Origin of the sequence: Cyanobium sp. ATX 6E8, assembly GCF_024346335.1 — a bacterium.
Taxonomy (GTDB): domain Bacteria; phylum Cyanobacteriota; class Cyanobacteriia; order PCC-6307; family Cyanobiaceae; genus Cyanobium_A.
The window spans coordinates 1-17,505 of record NZ_JAGQCT010000018.1; the positions used below are offsets into that span (position 1 = coordinate 1).

The window sequence follows — 17,505 nt, forward strand, 5'->3', positions numbered from 1 at the left end:
AACTCTCTCAGGCCGCACTCGGCCCTCCAGGGGCGTACGCCCCTGGAGGCAGCTCAACAGGGAGTTGCCGCATGACCACACCCACCAACTCTCATAAGGCTTGGACCAACAAAGGGGGTCACGTCAATCATGCTGCCGGCACCGCGCGAGACCACAGAAACAATGGTGCGCAACATCGGCCGGGAGGTGGCGGAGATCAAGCAGGCCATCGGCACGAGCCGCGGCGATGCCGCTGCTGAACCGCGGCTGCCATGCCGCAACCTCTTTGGGACTGCTGCAAGCCATCAGCGACAAGCTTGGTCAGCCAACAAGCTCCCTCAGGCTTCCCGCCGTGATTTGGCCATCACGTAATGCTGCTCCAGCCAATAGGAAGCCAGATTGGATATCGAGCGCCCTTGCAGGCAGCTTTCCTCAACAAGCGCCTGATACATCGACCAAGAGAGAGTGATGGAGACACGCTGAGGCTTGCGCATCATCGCCGGACATTGCATTTCCGCATGTAGCCCATGCTTGAGATTGGCCATAAGAGTAGTTTTGATTGCCACTTCATGTTATAAGCTAATCCTTGACGTCAATGTCAGTTTTGTATCCAAGTTGACCAAAGTGGGCGCGTCGAGTAGCAGCAAATGCCAAATCCAAGGCGGAGCAGCCGTTGCCGCAGCTTGTCTCAAGATGGTCAAACGACCTTTTGCCTCACAATTGCATCACTCTGCACCAGGCTGCTGCACCAGCAAGGGCCACTCACATCATGAAAAAGCTTGGAGATCAAAGAGGACGCGATAGATGCCGTGCGATCCCTTCAGCACAACCAAGATGACAGTCGACCACAAAACAGCAACGACCCAGCCTGTTTGGTTGTTCTGTTGGGCACCGTTCCACATCGCGCCATAGATGGTCAGGAGCACAAAGAGCAGCAGCCACTGGACCGTGAGCAGCACGGGAGACAGAAATTGCGGCATATGCAAAAAATCGCGCGCATTGAAAGGCTATTGATCACCGTGCTCTTAGCACGAGCTCCAATAAGAACTTGTACAGCCATTGATATAGCAGTGACAAGCCAAGCCGCGACCGACCCTAAAGAACCTGAAATGATTACCGGAAAGTCATTACAAGCGAAGTGTCAAAATTGTTACCATTTAAGGTCTCTTTTGCTACATCTTGTTCTTGATGCCTGGCGCGTGGAGGCGCTGGTCGTTTAGCCGTGGAGAGACGAGCTGCAGCCACAACAAAACCCCCGGCAGGGCCGGGGGCTGACGGCAGGCCCAAAGGCCGTAAATCTCAGAAGCAGAAAGGCAGGAACTGGGTGCGGCAGGCGGCGTAGCCGTCCACCAACGCACCGAGGCCGATCTGATGCGCGATGCCAGAACCAGTGATGGCCTCAGTGACGATGCCGAGCACGATGCCGAGCATGGCGGCGCGGCCATTGAAAAGCTCAGCTCGCTTGAGCTGTTCCAGAAGGATTAGTTGCTCGGCGCGGTGCTCGAGCCATTGGTCGTTAGCGGGGGGGTTGGTCATGGGATTTTCAAGAATGAATCAGAAGCTGAAGCATCAGTCCGCGAGATCGGGCTGGAACAAGGCACCCAAAACCCAGGCACCAAAAAGCACAACGCAGAGGGTGGCGATCATCGAGTCCTCGGGGTTAGGTCGGTGGGGCGACTGAGCACGTCAGTGGTCATGGGCTCAGCCCAGACCGAGCTGGCCGAGGATGCTCTGGCCGGTGAGCAGCTCGGTGCCCAGGCCGATCACGAAGCCGAGCATGGCCAAACGGCCATTCCAGGTCTCGGCGAAGGCGACAAAACCGAAGCGGGGGGTGGATTCAGCCATGACTGTTTCGATTTGTTAAGTGAACTGTAACACAATGTGACCGCTGCAGGCGGGGGCGCGGGGGATGTGCTGACTGCGACCTCGTTCGGATCAGTCAGCCCGATCGAAGGCCTTTACAGGGATGGCCAGCGGAGTCAGGGAGCCGGAGCGCTCAGCCCACTCCGATTCGAAGCTTGAGCTGGAGGTTTCCATGCCAGCGAGCAGCTCTGGAGCCATGCCGGCATCAAAGGAAAAACGCCCCGGCCCGATCAGCAGCAGCGCCAGGCTGCCTCCCAGGTAGAGCACCACCAGCTCCAGCACGTAAATGTTCAGGCCGGCCGTCAGGATGTGCTGGTAGGCGGCGGTCGCCATCGTGCCGGTGAGGGCCAGGGCGCCCAGAGGGGTAAGCAGGCCCAGGATCACCAGCCAGCTGCCGATCAGCTCAGAGAATCCCGCCACGTAGGCAAAGAAGAGGGGGAAGGGCAGGTGCAGCGACGCCACATAGGTGTTGGCGAACTGCTGAGGGTCGGCGAGCTTCTCCTGGCCGTGATGAATCATCATCACGCCGATGCTCAGGCGCAGCAGCAGCAGGCCGACGGATGCCAGCAGTCCTGGCCTCTGCAGATAGGTCAGCACGGCTGGCTTCAGCGGCGCCAGGCCAGCCAGCACAGAGCCGCGGGGTGAAGACATGCTTTGGGTTGCCAGCCAGAGCGTGAAGCAGGCCCCCGCGAAGCCACCAAAAAGCTCTAGCAGAAGAGACGTGGACATGGTCAGAGGGCGTTTATGAAATCTTGGCAGGCTTAGTGAAGAAACGTGAAGCAAGCAAAGGTGGTCGCCCTGCCCAGTTGCACCAGTCGCTTTCAAGCGCCTTCCTGGAGCACCTCGCTCGCGCTCACCGCGGCAGCGGTGCAAGATGTAACATATCCGTTACAAAGGTCATGGTGTTGGGCGAGCTGTTCCTTGAGGCCCTGAGTTCTGGAGTCATCACCCAGCCGGAGATTGACTGGGTTCTCTCCGAGCAGAGCCGCTTCTCCAGGCCAGAACAGGCAGCCGTGCAAAGGCTGGGTCGACTTCTGGATCAAGGCGGGATTCAGTTGGGCTGCCGTCTTTCGCCCCAGCTCCTGCGCCACCGCCATGCCCAGGCAGCCTGAACAGAGCTGACGTCAGCAAGCAGCAGAAAATGGTCGGCAATCATCACCTCAACAGGTAGGGCTGATCACACCGCCAACCGCGCTGTTGCCTTGAAGATGAACAAAGCAATGGCTCTGGCGAGCAGAGCCCGGATAGTTCACGCATGAGAGAAGCCCTGTTCACCGTCAGCCAACGGCCTGATGGCACCTTGATTGGCGAGAACGCCGCCCTGGGACTGGCCGTCTGCGCCATGGAGCGCGAAAGCCTGCAGGAAGAGGCCCGCGATGCCCTGATCCACGCCGTCGGCCCAGCCCATGTCAGCTACCGGGTGCGGTTGCAGCCCAGCCCTCGCTGCAGTGCTATAGCGCTGCCGTCAGGGATCAGGCACTGATGCCGGCAACGCTGCCGAATCCGACTTGGATGATCAAATGATTCCTATTCGTTTTCTCATGCTCAGCCGCTTGATGCGCTCGGCCTGGACCGTGGCTGCCATCGCGATGGCGACCGCCTTTCTGCTGGAGTGGGGCCTGATCGTTGCCGATAAAGCCAGTGTGTTCTGATCACGGCGGCTGAGCTCTGACCTCAGCCGGTCGTGTCTTTGAATCACCCATTGCCTGGCGGGCCTGTTGGGTCAGGCAGGGCACAGCCCCAGCAGCAGGTCCAACCGTCTACAACTCTGGAACACTGCATCAAGCGTTGCGGGGCAGGCTGACGATGAGGGGCTCGATCGTGCTGGCCGCCGATGATCCGGCCAACCTGGCTCGCTTTTATGGCGCCCTGCTGAACGCGCCCCCCCAACAAGGGTGGGGCGCGACCCACTGGCGCGTGCCCTGGCCGGCCGGTGGCTTCCTCGAGCTCTACGCACCCTCCCGCAGCCGGCCCCAACCCAGGCAGCCAGGGCGGATGGCGCTTTGCCTGCAACAGAGCGTGGACGCTGGAGACCCCGCCGCCCTGCTCCAGGCCTGGATCCAGCAGGCCACCACGGAGGGGGGATCGTTACTGGAACCGGCGCGGCACGAACCCTTTGGGGTGGAAGCCTGGTTGCAGGATCCGGAGGGCAACCGCCTGCTGCTGCTGGTTCAGGCCTGAGCCGCGCGGCGGTAGCGGCGCAGCAGCGAGGAATTCACGATCACCGACAGCGAACTCAGGGCCATCGCCGCACCAGCAATCATCGGGTTGAGCCAGCCCAGGGCCGCAATCGGCACGCCGAGGTTGTTGTAGATGAAGGCCCAGAACAGGTTCTGGCGGATCTTGTTCATCGTGGCCCGCGACAGACCAATGGCCGTCACCACATCGCGCAGGTCGTTGCCGAGCAGCAGCAGATCGCCCGCCTCCTTGGGCTGAGCATCACCACCTGGATCCGCCGCTGCTGCAGCAGCTCCACCGCCTGCCTCGCCTCCGGCCGCACGGTATCGGCCACCGCCAGCAGGCCCAGCACGGCCTCGCCCTGGCCCAGCAGCATCACGGTGTTGCCGGCGGTTTCCAGTTGTTGCACAGCGTGTTGCACAGTCCCAGGAAGCTGGGGCACAACGCGCCGCGCCAGGGCCCGGTTGCCCAGCCACAGGGCCTGGTCACCCACCACTGCCTGCACGACTGCCTGCACCACTGCCTGCACACCTTCCCCCACCTGGGCCTGGAAATCCCGGGCAGGCAGCAGCGCCAGCCCCTCAGCGCTGGCGGCCTCCAGCAGGGCCGCCGCCAGGGGGTGCTCGGAGCCGTGTTCCAGCGAGGCCGCCTGCTGCAGCACCTGCTCGCGCGACTGCCCAGCCATCGGCACCACCTGGGTGAGCGCGGGCTTGCCCTGGGTGAGGGTGCCGGTTTTGTCGAACACCACGGTGGTGAGCCGCTCCACCCGCTCCAGCACCTCACCGCTGCGGATCAGGATGCCCTGGGCGCAGGGGCAGGAGATCACCAGCACGGCGATGAAGGCCAGCAGGCCACTGCTGAAGCTGCCGGCCAGGGTCCAGAGGGCAAAGGCCGCAAACGCCACGGCCACCACCGCCGGCACAAACCAGGCCGTCACCCGATCCGCCAGCCGCTGCACCGGCGCTGAGCTGGCCTGGGCCTCCTCGACGATGCGGATGATCTGGGCCAGGGCCGTCTCGGCCCCCACCCGCGTGGCCGTAAAGCGCAGCAGCCCGCGCCCATTGATCGTGCCGCCGATCAGCTCCGCTCCCGGCTGCTTGCTCACCGGTAGCGATTCGCCGGTGATCAGCGCCTCGTCCAGCGACGATTGCCCCTCCACAACAACCCCATCGGCAGGCACCTTCTCGCCGGGGCGCACCAGCACCAGATCGCCCTGCAGCACGGCCTCGGCCGGCACGGTCATCTCCTGGCCCTCGCGGATCACCGTGGCGCTGGCGGGCTGCAGATCCAGCAGCCGCCGCACCGCCGCCGAGGAGCGCTGCTTGATGATCTCCTCCATGTATTTGCCCAGCAACACAAAGGCGATCACCACCGCCGACACCTCGAAATAGACGCCGCGCTCGTCGATGTCGACCGGCAGGATCTGGGGTGCAAACACCACCACCACGCTGTAGAGGTAGGCCACGGAGGTGCCCAGCGCGATCAGCACGTCCATGTTCAGGGCGCGCCGCTGCAGGGCGGCCCAGGCCCCCACATAGAAGCTCCAGCCGCCGAACACCTGCACCGGTGTCGCCAGCAGGAACAACCACACACCCCAGGTGAGCCAGGGCAACTGGGCCACCGGCGCCATGTTCAGCAGGCTCACGCCGGCCGCCAAAGCCAGGAAGGCCCCGGCTCGAACGATTGCCAGGGCCAGCACGCCGCTGAGGGCAATGCCGACGCGCCGACGCATCCGACGCAGCTCCTGCTCGGGTGCCAGAAACGTTTGCCGGCAGCCCTGGCTGCAGAAGTAATAGGTGCGGCTGGCGCGCTGGGCCGAGAGGGCTGTGGCCGTAGGCACCACCATCCCGCAGATCGGATCCTTGGCCATCGGGCTGGACGGGGCCATGGCAGGTGGCTGGGGGCCGGACATGGTCACAACATCTCTGTCTGCACTGTGACCATGGATGCTGGGTCTGGCGTAGGGCGCTCCATGGACATCCCAATCCCCACAGGCACGGAGGTGCTGGAGCGCGAACGGCTCAGCCGCCGGCAAGGCTCCCAACTCACCACGACCAACCTGGTGGGCCGCTGGCGACTCCACCAGCTCTGGAGCAAAGCCCAGGCCCAGCCCAACCCCACGACGGCCGCCCTGCTGCGAAGTCTGAAAGCCAGCCTCAGCATCGATGCAGGCGCCACGGCTGACGACGCGCTCACGGTGCGCAACAGCGTGCAGCTCGGCGCCCTGCAGCTGTGCTTCAGCGGCCACGGCCAGCTGCGGGGCGCACGGCCGTTGCTGGAATTCTGGTTCACAGAGCTGGCGCTGAAGCTCGGCCGCCAGACCCTGTGGCGGCAAGCCATCACACGCCAACCGGAGCCGCGCCGGCGCCCCTTCTTCGCCCTGATCGCCCGGACGGGCAACGCCGATTCGGGCTGGTTGCTGGCCCGGGGCCGGGGCGGCGGCCTCGCCCTCTGGGTGCTCGACCCGGAGCCTTAAATGACGGTTTTCAGCTCCCTCTGCAGCAGGGCGAAGAGATAGTCGGGCTCCCGGTATTGGCCGGGCAGACAATTGTGGAGGATCTCGAGGCGTTGCCAGCAGACGGTGCGACGCACCTTGGCAATCGACTTGCCTTCGCGGATCAGCAGGCGCAGGGCCTTGCAGTAGAGGGAGTAGTTGGCTTCGAGCTCACCGATGGTGAGGCCCGGAGCGGGCAGGGAGGTGGTCATGAAACGAGCGGCCTTCGGGTCAGCGGAGAACCCTTGTGGGCACGGGAATGACTCTGCGCCCAAGGGCCCTGTCCCCGAGCCCCCCATAGGGGGACAATTCAGATCTGAACGCGTCAGATCTGAACCATTCCGCAGCGCATGCCCTTGAGCACCGCCTGCAGGCGGTTGTTGACGTCGAGGGTTTTGAGCAGGCGCTTGGTGTAGGTCTTCGCCGTTTCCTCACTGACCACCAGCCGCTCGGCGATCTCCCGATCGGTGAGGCCGCTGGCCAGCAGATCCAGCACCTCGTATTCCCGCTTGGTGAGCCAGGGCAACTGAGATAGGGCAGGGTGCCGGTGCGCAGGGCGGGACTGCGATACGAGTGGTGCCCCATCACCGCCAGCACCGCCGCCTGCAGGGGCCGCTGATCGCCGATGAAATCGGCCTCCGCCACCACCGCCTCCAACCAGGGGGCATCGACGTACTGGGCCGGGATCACATCCCCCAGCGCCAGCACCACCACCCGCAGGCTGGGCTGGGCGGCGCGGGCCTTGCGGGCCAGCTCGAAGCCGTTCCCGTCCTCGAGGTAGTCGGTGCAGATCAGCAGCTCGTAGGGCTCCCGCAGCAGATAGCGCAGGCAGGTGGCCTCGTCGGTGACGGCACAGCCGATGCGGGTGCGGTCCTGAAAGCTCTCACACACGGAGCGCAGCAGGAAGCGGCCCTTCATGGCGATCGCCACCTTGCCGCTGATCGCCACCGACAGCAGCACCTGGTCGAGCGTGGTGCCCTCCAGGCTGCTCAGAAAGGGGGTGAGGTCCATGGACCCTTCTCGGGGGCGGACGCCTTGACCGGACGGTGCAACAAACCTAGCCAGCGACGGGACCCTTCCAAGCCGATTACCCCCAAAAGGGGACCCAGCTGCACGCCCGCTTAACAGATGCGCGGCAGCAGCTCACCGCTGAGGGGCACCAGCAACCGTTCGGTGCCAAGGGCCGTCCTGAGCAACACCCGCGGCCCCGCCCCACCGGCCGGCCGCACCGAACCGACCCAGGCTCCGCCACGCGGCTCCAACAGCGCGCGGGCCGCAGCGCAGGCCTGGGGCGGCACCACCGCCACAAAGCAGCCCTCATTGGCCAGGTGCAATGGCTCAAAGCCCAGCAGGTCGCAGGTGCGCGCCACCGGCTCAGCCACCGGCAGACGCACCTCCTCGATCGCCAGCTCAACCCCGACCGCGTCGGCCAACTCCTGCAGGGCACTGGCCAGGCCGCCGCGGGTGAGGTCGCGCAGGCAGTGGATCCACACGCCCGCCGCCAGCAGCTCCTGCACCTGGGGCCAGAGGGGCGCGCAGTCGCTCAGCACCGGCGGCACCAACGTCAGGCCATGGCGCGCCGCCAGGATCGCCACCCCATGGCGGCCCAGATCGCCGCTCACGAGCAGCTGATCGCCGGGGCGGATCGCGGTGGGATCAATCGGCAGCGGTGCCTCCACCACGCCGATGCCGCTGGTGGTGATGAACACCCCATCGGCCTTGCCGCGCTCCACCACCTTGGTGTCGCCGGTCACGATCGTGAGGCCGCACTGCTGGGCCGCCGCCGCCATCGAAGCCACCACCCGCCGCAGCAGCGCCAGCTCCAGCCCCTCCTCCAGGATCAGGCCCACACTCAGGTGGTGCGGCCTGGCCCCGACCATGGCCAGGTCGTTGGCGGTGCCGGTCACCGCCAGGCTGCCGATGTCGCCGCCGGGAAATTCGAGCGGTTGCACCACGTAGCCGTCGGTGCTGAAGGCCAACGGGCCAGGGGGCAGCCCACCGGCTTGACCCGATCGGCACCCACCTCGGCCTCCAGCCGCTGCCGCAGGGCCGCCGACCCCGCCGCCCGGCAGGCGGTGGCATCGCAGCAGCGCCAGCGCAGAGGGGCCGTTACAGCCATGGCAGCGCACCGGGATCGCCAGTGGCCACAGCCCCATCGCACACCAGCACCGGAGCCTGGCCGCAGGCCCCCACACAACTGGCCGTCTCAAACCCCACCCCCCGCTGCTGCAGGGCCGCCTCCAGCCGCTCGGCACCCCGCACAAAGCAGGCGGTGCCGCGGCACACCACGCAGCGGTGCAGCGGCGGCGGATCGAGGCGAAACAGGTGATAAAAACTGGCGACGCCCATCACCTCGCTGAGGGGGCGCGCCATCGCCACCGCCAGGCGCTGCAGCTCCTTCTGCGGCAGGTAGCCATGGGCCTGCTGCACGGCGTGGAGACGCTCGATCAGTGAATCCCCCAGGCCATGGGAGCGGGAGAGCTCAGGTCTCGTTGCCACCGAAACCATCCTCAAACCCCTGGTCGGGATCGAACTCATTCCAGCCGGGGCTGGCGTCGTCGAAGAGCCCATACCGGGCCGACTCGTCGTCCATCAAGGTGTTGCCGGTGGCACGCGTGTCGCAGCTGATGCCGCCATCAGCGGTGGGCTGGCAGTTGTCAAACTCCACGCCGGCACGCGCCGGAGCCAAGGGAAGCAGGACCGCAGCGAGGCCGAGTGCCGCAGCGGGAACCAGTGCCGCAGCTGGAACCAAGGCCGCCCGGGCAAAAGAAAGGATCATCGGCATGTCATCAGCATGGCCCGATCGCACGGATCGGGCACGGTCTGCTGGGATGATGGCCACGGTTTTGCGTCTGAGCGATGTACACCGACTGGACTGCCGTGATTCTGCTGCTGCTGACGGCGGCACCACTGGCCGTTGTGGTGGCCACCGCAGCCTTTTTCATCTGGCGGCAGAAGAAGCAGAGACGCTGATCACCACGGCTGGCTGGCCACGTAGCTCAGCGGGCATCACCCGACCCTGGCCGAGGCAATCGAGGCAGGTGCGGTAGCGCTGATCGGCCAGGCGCAGCATGCCACTGCCGCCGCACTGCGGGCAGCGGCATGCTCGCAATTGGTTGGTTCGCTGCAGGAGCGCATAGGAAAGGGTCATCGGGGGTCCCCATCCGGGGACTTGGGCGTTAGTCGCCAGTGTGGTCCGCTTTTCCCGCCCTGATCCCGAAAGCTTCCTTAAGGCTGAAGCGCCCGCAGGGCCCGATCCAGCCGCCCTGGGCTCAGCTCCTGAAGCAACTCGGCGGCACTCAGCCGGCTGCCCGGCGGCACCAGAGCAGCACTGGCAGCCAGCTCCCCCAGCACCGCCGCCGCATCCAGGCCGCGCTGCCGGTAACCGTCGAGGCCCTCGGCCCCCTCCCGCTTGCTGAGCCGCCGGCCCTCAGCGTCGCGCCAGAGCGGCACATGGCCGTAGCTCGGCGGGGCCGCACCCAGGGCCGCCATCACCGCCACCTGGGCGCCGGTGGCGCTCCACAGATCATCGCCGCGCACCACGTCACTGATGCCGAGACTGAGTTCGTCCACCGCCGTGGCCAGGTGATAGGCGAGGAAGCCATCGGCCCGGCGCAGCACCACATCGCCGATGGCAGCCTCAGCATCGAGGGCTCCGGGGGGGGCGTAGGCCTCGGGCCAGCGCAGCGCCCCGGCCGCCAGCCGCAACCGCCAGCTGGGCAGCCTCCCCTGCTCAGATCCCCAGCCACCGCCTCGATCGCGGCAGAAGCCCGGATACACCGCCAGGGCGCCATGGGGGGCCGAGACATCCGCCAGCAAACGGCGACTGCAGCGGCAGGGATAGAGCAGGCCCTGGCGCCGCAGGGCCGACAGGGCCGTGCCATACAAACCGCGCCGCTCGCTCTGACGCAGCACCGGACCGTCCCACGTCAGGCCCAGCCAGCGCAGATCCGCCAGGATTGCGGCCTCGGCGCCGGAGCGGTTGCGCGGCGTGTCGAGATCATCGATGCGCAGCAGCCACTGCCCGCCCCGCAGCCGGGCGTGCAGCCAGCTGAGCAGGGCTGTGCGCAGATTGCCGCGGTGCAGGGCGCCGGTGGGGGAGGGGGCGAAACGGCCCCGATAGCCCAGCTCCCGCCGGCGCACACCGGCCTCCAGCAGGGCTTGGAGATGGCAGGGAAGGGCCGAGGCCGTCAGGGGTGAAGAAGCCACTGTCTTTATCTTCATGCGGTCCCATCCGGCCACAAAAAAAGCGGCCCCGCAGGACCGCTTCAACCAGACAATCTGGGGTGGATGGCAGGGCGGGGCCCCGATCAGCCCTGAACCCGATCCTTGAACATCTTGCCGGCGGTGAAGGCAGGCACACGCTTGGCAGGGATCTTGATCTTCTGGCCGGTCTTGGGGTTCAGACCCTGACGGGCCGAGCGCTCGCGGGGCTCAAAGGAACCAAAGCCCAGGATCGACACCTTCTTGCCTTCCACCACCGAATCAATGATGGTTTCGATGGCGGCATCGACGACCTGGGAGACGTCGGTTTTGGTGAGCTCGGTGCGGGCAGCAACGAGGTTGACGAGATCTGCTTTGTTCATAGGACGAGGAAGCCTCGGGGGTGACGGTCGGGTTGCGACGGTGGGGTCGCGATGAAAGTGGCGAGTCGGAAAACCCCGACCGGCCCTGAGTAGAGCGCGCCAATGGTATGGGGCTCTGGACGGCGCTGCAACACAGAAGTCCACCGCCGCAACGGTTTTCGTGACAATTCCCCCACACAAGGCGCAAAATTTGCCGGAATGCCCCAAAAATCCGGCCCAGGGCCTCAGCGATCGAGCTGGGCCAGCAGCGCCGCACCGCCACGCACGAGCTTGTCGCCGCGCAGGGCGCCGAGCCCGGCACCACTGGCGATCCAGTCGGGAGACCCGGCCGGCAACCAGGCCCGCAGGCGCGCCACGCTGGTGAGCTGACGCGGCCAATGGAAGGTGCGGGCCGTGCGCAGCGGCGCCAATGCCCCAGGGCCTGTAGGCACCAGCAACCGCCCAGAGAACAGGCCATCGAGCTCCCCCGCTCGCACATGCAGCACGCAGGCACCTGGCGTGGGCCCCGGCGTCCAGAGCAGCCGCACCCCCGGCGCCAGGAGATGCTCATGGCCAAAGCTGGTGCACCCCTGCACCCCCGGCAGCAGGTAGGCCTCCTGCTCCTGCACCAGCACCGACCAGCCCAGGGCCTCCTGCAGGCGACGGCAGCGGCCATGGCCCTCGCGGCTGGTGAGCACAAGCGTGCCGGGGCCCACCTGCGCCGTGCGCTGCCGCAGCATCGCCAGGTTGGCCTCGGTGAACCCTGGCGCATCCACCAGCAGATCGCCGATGCCGCCATAGGCCCCAGCCTCCAGCAACCAGCTGCTGCCTCCCTGGCTGTCGCGACTGGGGGCAAACAACCACAGGCCCGGGCGCACCAGCTGGGGCGGCCGGCCGGATTCGGGGGGCTGGGACAGCAGGGTCAACGGGGGCGGGGGCGAGGGATCGGGAAACGGAGACAGACACCAGGCCTGTCCGGAGGACCTGCTTAACGTTGTGGCAACCAGGCCTGGCGCCTTGACGGTCCAATTCAACAGTCCTGACCTCGCCCAGGCCCCCAATCACCACCTGGGGATCCACATCGGCCATCCCTGGCCGCTGGGCGCAAGCCTGACGGCGCGGGGCGTGAATTTCTCGGTCGTCGCCCCACTGGCGACCCGCATCGAACTGCTGCTGTTTGCTAGCGGAGAAGCGAGCGAACCCCACCGAGCGGTGGAGCTCGACCAGCGGCACCGCTCCGCCGACCACTGGCACGTGGAGGTGGAGGGCCTGGGGCTGGGCTGCTGTTACGGCTACCGGGTGTTTGGACCGCTGCAGCCGGGCGGCCATGGCTTCAACCCATCGAAGGTGCTGCTCGACCCCTGCGCCCGGGCCATCGCCGGTTGGACGACCTACCAGCGGGGCAGCGCCGTGGGGGCCGCGCCCAACACCGGCCACTGTCTCAAGGGGGTGGTGACCGAGCGGGACCGGTTTGACTTCCACCACGCGCCGCGGCCGCGCCACAGCTGGCAGAAGAGCGTGATTTACGAGCTGCACGTGGGCGGCTTCACCCAGGGTCCAGGCTGCCCGGTGCCGGCGGAGCAGCAGGGCAGCCTGCTGGGCCTGATCCCCACCCTGCCCTACCTGCGCGAGCTGGGCATCACCACCATCGAGCTGCTGCCGGTGATGGCCTTCGACCCCCACGATGCCCCGGCCGGCCGCAACAACTATTGGGGCTATAGCCCCTTGAGCTGGATGGCCCCCCATCCCGACTACCTGGTCGGGAACGACCCCCTGGCCGGCCGCGACCAGGTGCGCCAACTGGTGACGGCCTGCCACCGCGCCGGCATCGAAGTGCTGCTCGATGTGGTCTACAACCACACCACCGAAGGCAACCAGGACGGCCCCACCCTCAGCTGGCGGGGCTTCTGCGACCGCCTCTACTACCAGCAGAGCGCCAAGGGCGACTACCAGGACGTGAGCGGCTGCGGCAACACGATTGCCGCCAACCGGCCCCTGGTGCGCCGGTTGATCCTGGAATCCCTGCGCTGCTGGGCCACCGAACTGGGGGTGGATGGCTTCCGTTTCGACCTCGGCATTGCCCTCAGCCGCGGCGACAACCTGGCCCCCCTGGAGTCGCCGCCCCTGTTTGAAGACATGGAGGCCGATCCCGACCTCAGCGACCTCAAGCTGATCAGCGAACCCTGGGATTGCGGTGGCCTCTACCGCCTGGCCGATTTCCCCGCCCGCCGGGTGGCCACCTGGAACGGCCGTTTCCGCGACGACCTGCGCCGCTTCTGGAAGGGTGATGAAAAAACCTGCTGGACAATGGCGCAACGGCTCTCCGGCAGCCCGGATCTGTTCAACCTCACGCCGGTGCACCCCGGTCAGTGCATCACCTTCCTGACTGCCCACGACGGCTTCACCCTGGCCGATCTGGTGAGTTTCAACGGCAAACACAACCTGGCCAACGGCGAAGACAACCGCGACGGCGACAACCACAACAACAGCTGGAATCACGGCGTTGAAGGTCCCAGCAGCGACCACGCCATCACCGCCCTACGGGAACGCCAGCTGCGCAACCTGCTCACCAGCATGCTGCTGGCCCCCGGGGTGCCGATGCTGCTGATGGGGGATGAGGTGCGCCGCAGCCAGGGGGGCAACAACAACACCTGGTGCCAGAACAACCCCCTCGGCTGGATGCACTGGCAGCCCGACGACGGCGACCAGGCCCTGCGGGTGTTTCTGCAACGCCTGCTGCGGCTGCGGGCCCACCTGGCGGGATTGTTCAACCCCGAAATCCCCCTCGACGACAAACCCCAGCGGCGCAGCAGCGATCGCGGCCATCTCTGGAGCCAGTGGCACGGGATCGAACGCGACAAACCCGACTGGGCGAGTTGGTCGCACACGCTGGCCTGGAGCCTGAACGACAGCCAACAGGGCCCGCTGGTGTGGTGCGGCATGAACGCCTACAGCAAGGCCATGCATTTCGAATTGCCCAGTTGCCGTGAGGGCTGGCTGCGGGTGATCGACACAGCCCTACCGCCCGGCGACGACCTGCCGGCCATCGCGGAACCCTGGCAACCGAGCGGAGCCCCCCTGCAAAGCCGCAGCCTGGTCGTGCTGGTGGCCGCACCGCTGCTCCACGGCACAACTCTCTAATGCTGGCTAGCAGGGCTTAAAACCAGGAGTGGGTGTGATGCGGCCGTGAAGCGGTATCCGCGTCAGGTGGTGAGAGCGGCGATCATCGGGTCCTCTGTCCCAGATCGGTGGGACGGCTGAGGACGTAGACCGTCATGCCGGTCAGCACCGCCACCAGGGCGATGAGGGAAGCGATTGCTGCGGTGTAGTCGGTGCTCATGGTGATCAACCCAGACCGAGTTGGGAGAGGATGCTCTGGCCGGTGAGCAGCTCGGTGCCGAGGCCGATCACGAAGCCGAGCATGGCCATGCGGCCATTCCAGGTTTCGGCGAAAGCAACAAAACCGAAGCGGGAGGACGAGTCAGCCATGGGGCGTTTCAGATTGTTACGCGAATTGTAACGGGTTATGAACGGGCTAGGTTAGGGGTGATTTCCGCCTGGCTCCTCGCTTGCGCCACAGCCAACCAAAGAGCTGGCGCCCATGCCGAGAAGGAGACCCTTCAGGAAGACGAAAGCGGGCGGCGGGAATCGAACCCGCATCATCAGCTTGGAAGGCTGAGGTTTTACCACTAAACTACGCCCGCAGCAGTACAGACGTACTGAAGCGGCTGCTGGATTGTTGGCCCACCGCCGCGGGCTGCAACCTGCAGTTGCTGCATTATGACCTGCCCACCCAGCCCGAAATCGCCGCCTGTGACGCCTGATTTCACCGCGGCACGCAGCGAACCCCTGGGGACAGCCGCGCGACGCCGGCTGCTGTGGAGCTATGGCCTCGGCGACATCGGCACCGGCATGGCCGCCACCCAGCTGGGCTTCTATCTATTCGTGTTTTACACCGGTGTGGTGGGGCTGCCGGCCTGGATGGCCGGCCTGGTGCTGATGGTGCTGAAGGTGTGGGACGGCATCAACGACCCCCTGGTGGGCTGGCTCAGCGACCACACCAAACACCCCTGGGGCCCGCGTCTGCCCTGGATGGCCGGCAGCGCCATCCCGCTCGGCCTGGCCTTGGTGGCGATGTGGTGGGTGCCGCCGGGGGGGGACTGGCAGAAATTCACTGTGCTGGTGGCCATTCAGCTGGTGGCCATGGGCCTCTACACCTGCGTCAACCTGCCCTACTCCGCCCTCGCCTCCGAGCTCACCAGCTCCACCCAGCTGCGCACCCAGCTGAATGCGGGCCGCTTCACCGGCTCGATCCTGGCCGGCCTGGCGGGATTGGTGCTGGGAGCTCTGTTGGTGGGCCAGGGTGCCTCGGGCTATCAGCGCATGGGCTGGGTGTCGGGGCTGACGCTGACGCTGTTCACCCTGCTGTGCTGCTGGGGCCTGGCGCCCTTCGCCCGCAACTGCCAACGCCCCACGGGCCAGCCCGAACCGATCCGGCGCCAGCTGCGACGCGTCGCCGGCAACCCGCGGTTTGTGAAGGTGCTGGGCCTTTACCTCTTGCTCTGGTGTGCGCTGCAACTGATGCAGCCCGTGTCGCTGATCTTTCTGGCGGTGGTGATGCGCCTGCCCGAAAGCTGGAGCACCTGGATCCTGATCCCGTTTCAGCTCAGTGCCCTGGCGGGATTGCAGCTGTGGAGCCGGGTCGCAGGACGCCACGGCCGGGTGTGCGCCCTGCGCTGGGGCACAGGCCTGTGGATCGCCGGTTGCGTGGGGGCGACGCTGCTGGTGCCCCTCGATGCCGCAGCAGCTCCTCTGGCCAGCCTCAGCAATGGCATCAGCCTGGGCTTGCTGGTGCTCACGATTGTGGTCACGGGCCTGGGGGCCTCCACCGCCTACCTGATTCCCTGGGCCCTGCTGCCCGATGCCGTCGATGCCGACCCCGACAAACCCGCGGGGCTCTACACCGCCTGGATGGTGGTGGCGCAGAAGCTGGGCATCGGCGTCGCCGTGTTTGCCCTCGGCAATGGGCTGAGCCTGAGCGGCTACGAAGCCGCCCAGGGGCTGCTTCAACCGGCTTCGGCCCTCACCACTATTCGCGTCTGCATGGGCCTGATTCCGGCACTGCTGATCGTCGCTGGCCTGGTGGTGATGCGACGCTGGCCGGAGAAAGGCCTGCACCGCCAGCCATGACGCGTCCCGACTGGCTCAGAGCGCCCCGCTGGCTGAGACGCTTCGGCGCCAGCCTGCTGATTGGCGGCCAAGCCGTGAGCGCCATGGCCAAGGGGCGCATCGGCTTCAACGACCTGATGCAGGAGCTGATGGAGGCCGGGCCTGGCAGCTTCCTGATCGTGCTGATCACCGCCCTCGCCGCGGGCACCGTGTTCAACATTCAGGTGGCGGCAGAGCTCTCCAAGCAGGGCGCCAGCGCCACAGTGGGCGGCCTACTGGCCCTGGGGCTGTCGCGGGAGATCGCCCCGCTGCTCACCGCCACCCTGCTCACCGGCAAGGTGGCCACGGCCTATGCGGCCCAGATCGGCACCATGAAGGTGACCGAGCAGATCGACGCGATCACCATGTTGCGCACCGACCCGGTGGAGTATCTGGTGGTGCCACGGGTGCTGGCAATGGTGATCATGGCGCCGGTGCAATGCCTGCTGTTCTTCTGGGTGGGGATCTGGTCGGGCCAGGTGAGCAGCACGATGCTCTACAGCATCCCTCCCGCCGTGTTCTGGAACTCGGTGCGCACCTGGATGGAGCCCAGCGATCTGCCGTCCATGCTGCTCAAAGCGCTGGTGTTCGGCCTGCAGATCGCCGTGATCGCCTGTGGTTGGGGGCTCACCACCCGGGGTGGTCCCAAGGAAGTGGGCACCAGCACCACGGGCGCCGTGGTGATGATTCTGGTCACCGTCGCCTTGATGGATGCCCTGCTCACCAAGTTGCTGTTCAGCTGATGCCTGCACCTGATCCCCTCACCCCTGATCCCCTTGATCCATCCGCGACCCCCGGCTCCAGCGGCATCGTGCTGGCACCCAGCTTCGGTGTGCCCCTTGGGGTGATCGCCCTGGGGCTGGCCGCCCTCACCCTGCGTCCCTGGTGGAGCGGCGCGATCTGGCTGGGCGCCAGCGTGGCCGTGTTCGGCCTGTTCCTGCTGCTGCAAACCAGCCTGCTGCGGCTGGAATTCAGCGGCGATGCGCTGCTGGTGTGGCGCCAGCAGAGCCTGCTGCGGCGCTTCCCCTACGCCGCCTGGCTGGGCTGGAAACTCTTCTGGCCAGGGCTGCCGGTGCTGTTCTATTTCCGTGAACAGCGCAGCATTCACCTGCTGCCGGTGCTGTTTGATGCGGCCACACTGCGACAGCAACTGGAGCTGCACGTGAGCCCGTCCAGTTCCCCGGAGCGACCCGATTCCCCTAGCGATCTCTGACGACG

The 17,505-nt window shown here is 66.3% G+C and carries 26 protein-coding genes and 1 tRNA gene; 7 read left to right on the forward strand and 20 right to left on the reverse strand.

The features are described 5' to 3' along the window. Positions 1–317: 317 nt before the first annotated feature. The 6 genes from KBY70_RS12310 to KBY70_RS14490 form a co-directional block, all read right to left on the reverse strand. Positions 318–524: a hypothetical protein gene (locus tag KBY70_RS12310; RefSeq protein ID WP_143592966.1), complete on the reverse strand. Its 207-nt coding sequence runs from the start codon at positions 522–524 to the stop codon at positions 318–320. A 222-nt stretch (positions 525–746) separates the two neighbouring features. Continuing rightward, the gene (locus KBY70_RS12315; RefSeq protein ID WP_143592967.1) at positions 747–938 is read right to left on the reverse strand and encodes a hypothetical protein; all 192 of its coding nucleotides are present in this window, start codon (positions 936–938) and stop codon (positions 747–749) included. 340 nt (positions 939–1,278) lie between these two features. After that, entirely contained in the window at positions 1,279–1,515 is a 237-nt protein-coding gene (locus KBY70_RS12320) for a chlorophyll a/b-binding protein (RefSeq protein ID WP_254988686.1), read from the reverse strand. 165 nt (positions 1,516–1,680) lie between these two features. Beyond that, positions 1,681–1,824 carry a chlorophyll a/b-binding protein gene (locus KBY70_RS12325; protein WP_254988687.1) on the reverse strand — a complete coding sequence of 48 codons (144 nt, stop codon included), beginning with the start codon at positions 1,822–1,824 and terminating at the stop codon, positions 1,681–1,683. A 90-nt stretch (positions 1,825–1,914) separates the two neighbouring features. Next, positions 1,915–2,493, reverse strand: coding sequence for a DoxX family protein (locus tag KBY70_RS12330; protein ID WP_254988688.1), 579 nt, complete (start codon positions 2,491–2,493; stop codon positions 1,915–1,917). A gap of 170 nt (positions 2,494–2,663) precedes the next feature. Beyond that, positions 2,664–2,939 carry a hypothetical protein gene (locus tag KBY70_RS14490; protein ID WP_315859748.1) on the reverse strand — a complete coding sequence of 92 codons (276 nt, stop codon included), beginning with the start codon at positions 2,937–2,939 and terminating at the stop codon, positions 2,664–2,666. A 158-nt stretch (positions 2,940–3,097) separates the two neighbouring features. Between KBY70_RS14490 and KBY70_RS12340 the strand changes: the two genes are divergently transcribed. Together KBY70_RS12340 and KBY70_RS12345 are read left to right on the forward strand one after the other, a co-directional pair. Further along, positions 3,098–3,325, forward strand: coding sequence for a hypothetical protein (locus tag KBY70_RS12340; protein ID WP_254988689.1), 228 nt, complete (start codon positions 3,098–3,100; stop codon positions 3,323–3,325). Positions 3,326–3,648: 323 nt separating this feature from the next. Further along, positions 3,649–4,023 carry a VOC family protein gene (locus tag KBY70_RS12345; protein ID WP_254988690.1) on the forward strand — a complete coding sequence of 125 codons (375 nt, stop codon included), beginning with the start codon at positions 3,649–3,651 and terminating at the stop codon, positions 4,021–4,023. Here the strand turns inward: KBY70_RS12345 and KBY70_RS12350 are convergent. Further along, entirely contained in the window at positions 4,014–4,223 is a 210-nt protein-coding gene (locus tag KBY70_RS12350; RefSeq protein WP_254988691.1) for a hypothetical protein, read from the reverse strand. The two genes, KBY70_RS12345 and KBY70_RS12350, sit on opposite strands and share 10 nt — an antisense overlap. Beyond that, positions 4,220–5,908, reverse strand: a complete 1,689-nt coding sequence (locus KBY70_RS12355; protein WP_254988692.1) for a heavy metal translocating P-type ATPase — start codon at positions 5,906–5,908, stop codon at positions 4,220–4,222. The genes KBY70_RS12350 and KBY70_RS12355 overlap by 4 nt, the downstream gene beginning before the upstream one ends. An 84-nt stretch (positions 5,909–5,992) precedes the next feature. Here KBY70_RS12355 and KBY70_RS12360 point away from each other — a divergent pair, with 84 nt between their 5' ends. Next, on the forward strand, positions 5,993–6,496 hold the full coding sequence (locus tag KBY70_RS12360; protein ID WP_254988693.1) for a hypothetical protein: 504 nt from the start codon (positions 5,993–5,995) through the stop codon (positions 6,494–6,496). Here KBY70_RS12360 and KBY70_RS12365 read toward each other — a convergent pair. From KBY70_RS12365 to KBY70_RS12410, 10 genes are all read right to left on the reverse strand, one after another. Further along, positions 6,493–6,726, reverse strand: a complete 234-nt coding sequence (locus tag KBY70_RS12365) for a DUF3136 domain-containing protein (RefSeq protein ID WP_254988694.1) — start codon at positions 6,724–6,726, stop codon at positions 6,493–6,495. The genes KBY70_RS12360 and KBY70_RS12365 overlap by 4 nt on opposite strands. Before the next feature lie 113 nt (positions 6,727–6,839). Continuing rightward, a complete protein-coding gene (locus KBY70_RS12370; protein ID WP_254988721.1) occupies positions 6,840–7,010 on the reverse strand; it encodes a response regulator transcription factor in 171 nt (56 codons plus the stop codon). A gap of 625 nt (positions 7,011–7,635) precedes the next feature. Beyond that, entirely contained in the window at positions 7,636–8,493 is an 858-nt protein-coding gene (hypE, locus tag KBY70_RS12375; protein ID WP_254988695.1) for a hydrogenase expression/formation protein HypE, read from the reverse strand. Continuing rightward, positions 8,418–8,633, reverse strand: coding sequence for a (2Fe-2S) ferredoxin domain-containing protein (locus KBY70_RS12380; RefSeq protein ID WP_254988696.1), 216 nt, complete (start codon positions 8,631–8,633; stop codon positions 8,418–8,420). The genes hypE and KBY70_RS12380 overlap by 76 nt, the downstream gene beginning before the upstream one ends. Continuing rightward, on the reverse strand, positions 8,624–9,013 hold the full coding sequence (locus KBY70_RS12385) for an NAD(P)H-dependent oxidoreductase subunit E (protein ID WP_233128725.1): 390 nt from the start codon (positions 9,011–9,013) through the stop codon (positions 8,624–8,626). The genes KBY70_RS12380 and KBY70_RS12385 overlap by 10 nt, the downstream gene beginning before the upstream one ends. Then, positions 8,997–9,203 carry a hypothetical protein gene (locus KBY70_RS12390; RefSeq protein WP_254988697.1) on the reverse strand — a complete coding sequence of 69 codons (207 nt, stop codon included), beginning with the start codon at positions 9,201–9,203 and terminating at the stop codon, positions 8,997–8,999. The genes KBY70_RS12385 and KBY70_RS12390 overlap by 17 nt, the downstream gene beginning before the upstream one ends. A 252-nt stretch (positions 9,204–9,455) precedes the next feature. Beyond that, entirely contained in the window at positions 9,456–9,665 is a 210-nt protein-coding gene (locus tag KBY70_RS12395) for a hypothetical protein (RefSeq protein WP_158217076.1), read from the reverse strand. A 77-nt stretch (positions 9,666–9,742) separates the two neighbouring features. Beyond that, complete coding sequence (gene gluQRS / locus KBY70_RS12400) at positions 9,743–10,723, reverse strand: tRNA glutamyl-Q(34) synthetase GluQRS (RefSeq protein ID WP_254988698.1); 981 nt, start codon at positions 10,721–10,723, stop codon at positions 9,743–9,745. A gap of 101 nt (positions 10,724–10,824) precedes the next feature. After that, entirely contained in the window at positions 10,825–11,100 is a 276-nt protein-coding gene (locus KBY70_RS12405) for an HU family DNA-binding protein (RefSeq protein WP_094561421.1), read from the reverse strand. 224 nt (positions 11,101–11,324) lie between these two features. Then, positions 11,325–11,996 carry an MBL fold metallo-hydrolase gene (locus KBY70_RS12410; protein ID WP_094561448.1) on the reverse strand — a complete coding sequence of 224 codons (672 nt, stop codon included), beginning with the start codon at positions 11,994–11,996 and terminating at the stop codon, positions 11,325–11,327. A 157-nt stretch (positions 11,997–12,153) separates the two neighbouring features. Between KBY70_RS12410 and KBY70_RS12415 the strand changes: the two genes are divergently transcribed. Next, positions 12,154–14,220, forward strand: coding sequence for a glycogen debranching protein (locus KBY70_RS12415; RefSeq protein ID WP_254988722.1), 2,067 nt, complete (start codon positions 12,154–12,156; stop codon positions 14,218–14,220). A 204-nt stretch (positions 14,221–14,424) separates the two neighbouring features. Here the strand turns inward: KBY70_RS12415 and KBY70_RS12420 are convergent, their stop codons facing one another. Beyond that, positions 14,425–14,568, reverse strand: a complete 144-nt coding sequence (locus KBY70_RS12420) for a chlorophyll a/b-binding protein (protein WP_094561422.1) — start codon at positions 14,566–14,568, stop codon at positions 14,425–14,427. A 144-nt stretch (positions 14,569–14,712) separates the two neighbouring features. Then, positions 14,713–14,783 (reverse strand) — tRNA-Gly (locus tag KBY70_RS12425). A 76-nt stretch (positions 14,784–14,859) separates the two neighbouring features. Here KBY70_RS12425 and KBY70_RS12430 point away from each other — a divergent pair. The 3 genes from KBY70_RS12430 to KBY70_RS12440 are packed head-to-tail and all read left to right on the forward strand — an operon-like array spanning position 14,860 to position 17,500. Then, the gene (locus KBY70_RS12430) at positions 14,860–16,269 is read left to right on the forward strand and encodes an MFS transporter (RefSeq protein WP_409996064.1); all 1,410 of its coding nucleotides are present in this window, start codon (positions 14,860–14,862) and stop codon (positions 16,267–16,269) included. Continuing rightward, positions 16,266–17,030, forward strand: coding sequence for an MlaE family ABC transporter permease (locus tag KBY70_RS12435; RefSeq protein WP_254988700.1), 765 nt, complete (start codon positions 16,266–16,268; stop codon positions 17,028–17,030). Before KBY70_RS12430 ends, KBY70_RS12435 begins: the two co-directional genes overlap by 4 nt. Beyond that, positions 17,030–17,500: a DUF3119 family protein gene (locus KBY70_RS12440; RefSeq protein ID WP_254988701.1), complete on the forward strand. Its 471-nt coding sequence runs from the start codon at positions 17,030–17,032 to the stop codon at positions 17,498–17,500. The genes KBY70_RS12435 and KBY70_RS12440 overlap by 1 nt, the downstream gene beginning before the upstream one ends. Positions 17,501–17,505 lie beyond the last annotated feature (5 nt).

What these genes read in the sequence shown, in the direction of transcription:
- KBY70_RS12310 (WP_143592966.1), bottom strand. Translation starts at nt 524, where the DNA reads ATGGCCAATCTCAAGCATGGGCTACATGCGGAAATGCAATGTCCGGCG.
- KBY70_RS12320 (WP_254988686.1), bottom strand. Translation starts at nt 1,515, where the DNA reads ATGACCAACCCCCCCGCTAACGACCAATGGCTCGAGCACCGCGCCGAG.
- KBY70_RS12325 (WP_254988687.1), bottom strand. Translation starts at nt 1,824, where the DNA reads ATGGCTGAATCCACCCCCCGCTTCGGTTTTGTCGCCTTCGCCGAGACC.
- KBY70_RS12330 (WP_254988688.1), bottom strand. Translation starts at nt 2,493, where the DNA reads ATGTCTTCACCCCGCGGCTCTGTGCTGGCTGGCCTGGCGCCGCTGAAG.
- KBY70_RS14490 (WP_315859748.1), bottom strand. Translation starts at nt 2,939, where the DNA reads ATGGCGGTGGCGCAGGAGCTGGGGCGAAAGACGGCAGCCCAACTGAAT.
- KBY70_RS12340 (WP_254988689.1), top strand. Translation starts at nt 3,098, where the DNA reads ATGAGAGAAGCCCTGTTCACCGTCAGCCAACGGCCTGATGGCACCTTG.
- KBY70_RS12345 (WP_254988690.1), top strand. Translation starts at nt 3,649, where the DNA reads ATGAGGGGCTCGATCGTGCTGGCCGCCGATGATCCGGCCAACCTGGCT.
- KBY70_RS12355 (WP_254988692.1), bottom strand. Translation starts at nt 5,908, where the DNA reads ATGGCCCCGTCCAGCCCGATGGCCAAGGATCCGATCTGCGGGATGGTG.
- KBY70_RS12360 (WP_254988693.1), top strand. Translation starts at nt 5,993, where the DNA reads ATGGACATCCCAATCCCCACAGGCACGGAGGTGCTGGAGCGCGAACGG.
- KBY70_RS12365 (WP_254988694.1), bottom strand. Translation starts at nt 6,726, where the DNA reads ATGACCACCTCCCTGCCCGCTCCGGGCCTCACCATCGGTGAGCTCGAA.
- KBY70_RS12380 (WP_254988696.1), bottom strand. Translation starts at nt 8,633, where the DNA reads ATGGCTGTAACGGCCCCTCTGCGCTGGCGCTGCTGCGATGCCACCGCC.
- KBY70_RS12395 (WP_158217076.1), bottom strand. Translation starts at nt 9,665, where the DNA reads ATGACCCTTTCCTATGCGCTCCTGCAGCGAACCAACCAATTGCGAGCA.
- KBY70_RS12405 (WP_094561421.1), bottom strand. Translation starts at nt 11,100, where the DNA reads ATGAACAAAGCAGATCTCGTCAACCTCGTTGCTGCCCGCACCGAGCTC.
- KBY70_RS12420 (WP_094561422.1), bottom strand. Translation starts at nt 14,568, where the DNA reads ATGGCTGACTCGTCCTCCCGCTTCGGTTTTGTTGCTTTCGCCGAAACC.
- KBY70_RS12430 (WP_409996064.1), top strand. Translation starts at nt 14,860, where the DNA reads ATGACCTGCCCACCCAGCCCGAAATCGCCGCCTGTGACGCCTGATTTC.
- KBY70_RS12435 (WP_254988700.1), top strand. Translation starts at nt 16,266, where the DNA reads ATGACGCGTCCCGACTGGCTCAGAGCGCCCCGCTGGCTGAGACGCTTC.
- KBY70_RS12440 (WP_254988701.1), top strand. Translation starts at nt 17,030, where the DNA reads ATGCCTGCACCTGATCCCCTCACCCCTGATCCCCTTGATCCATCCGCG.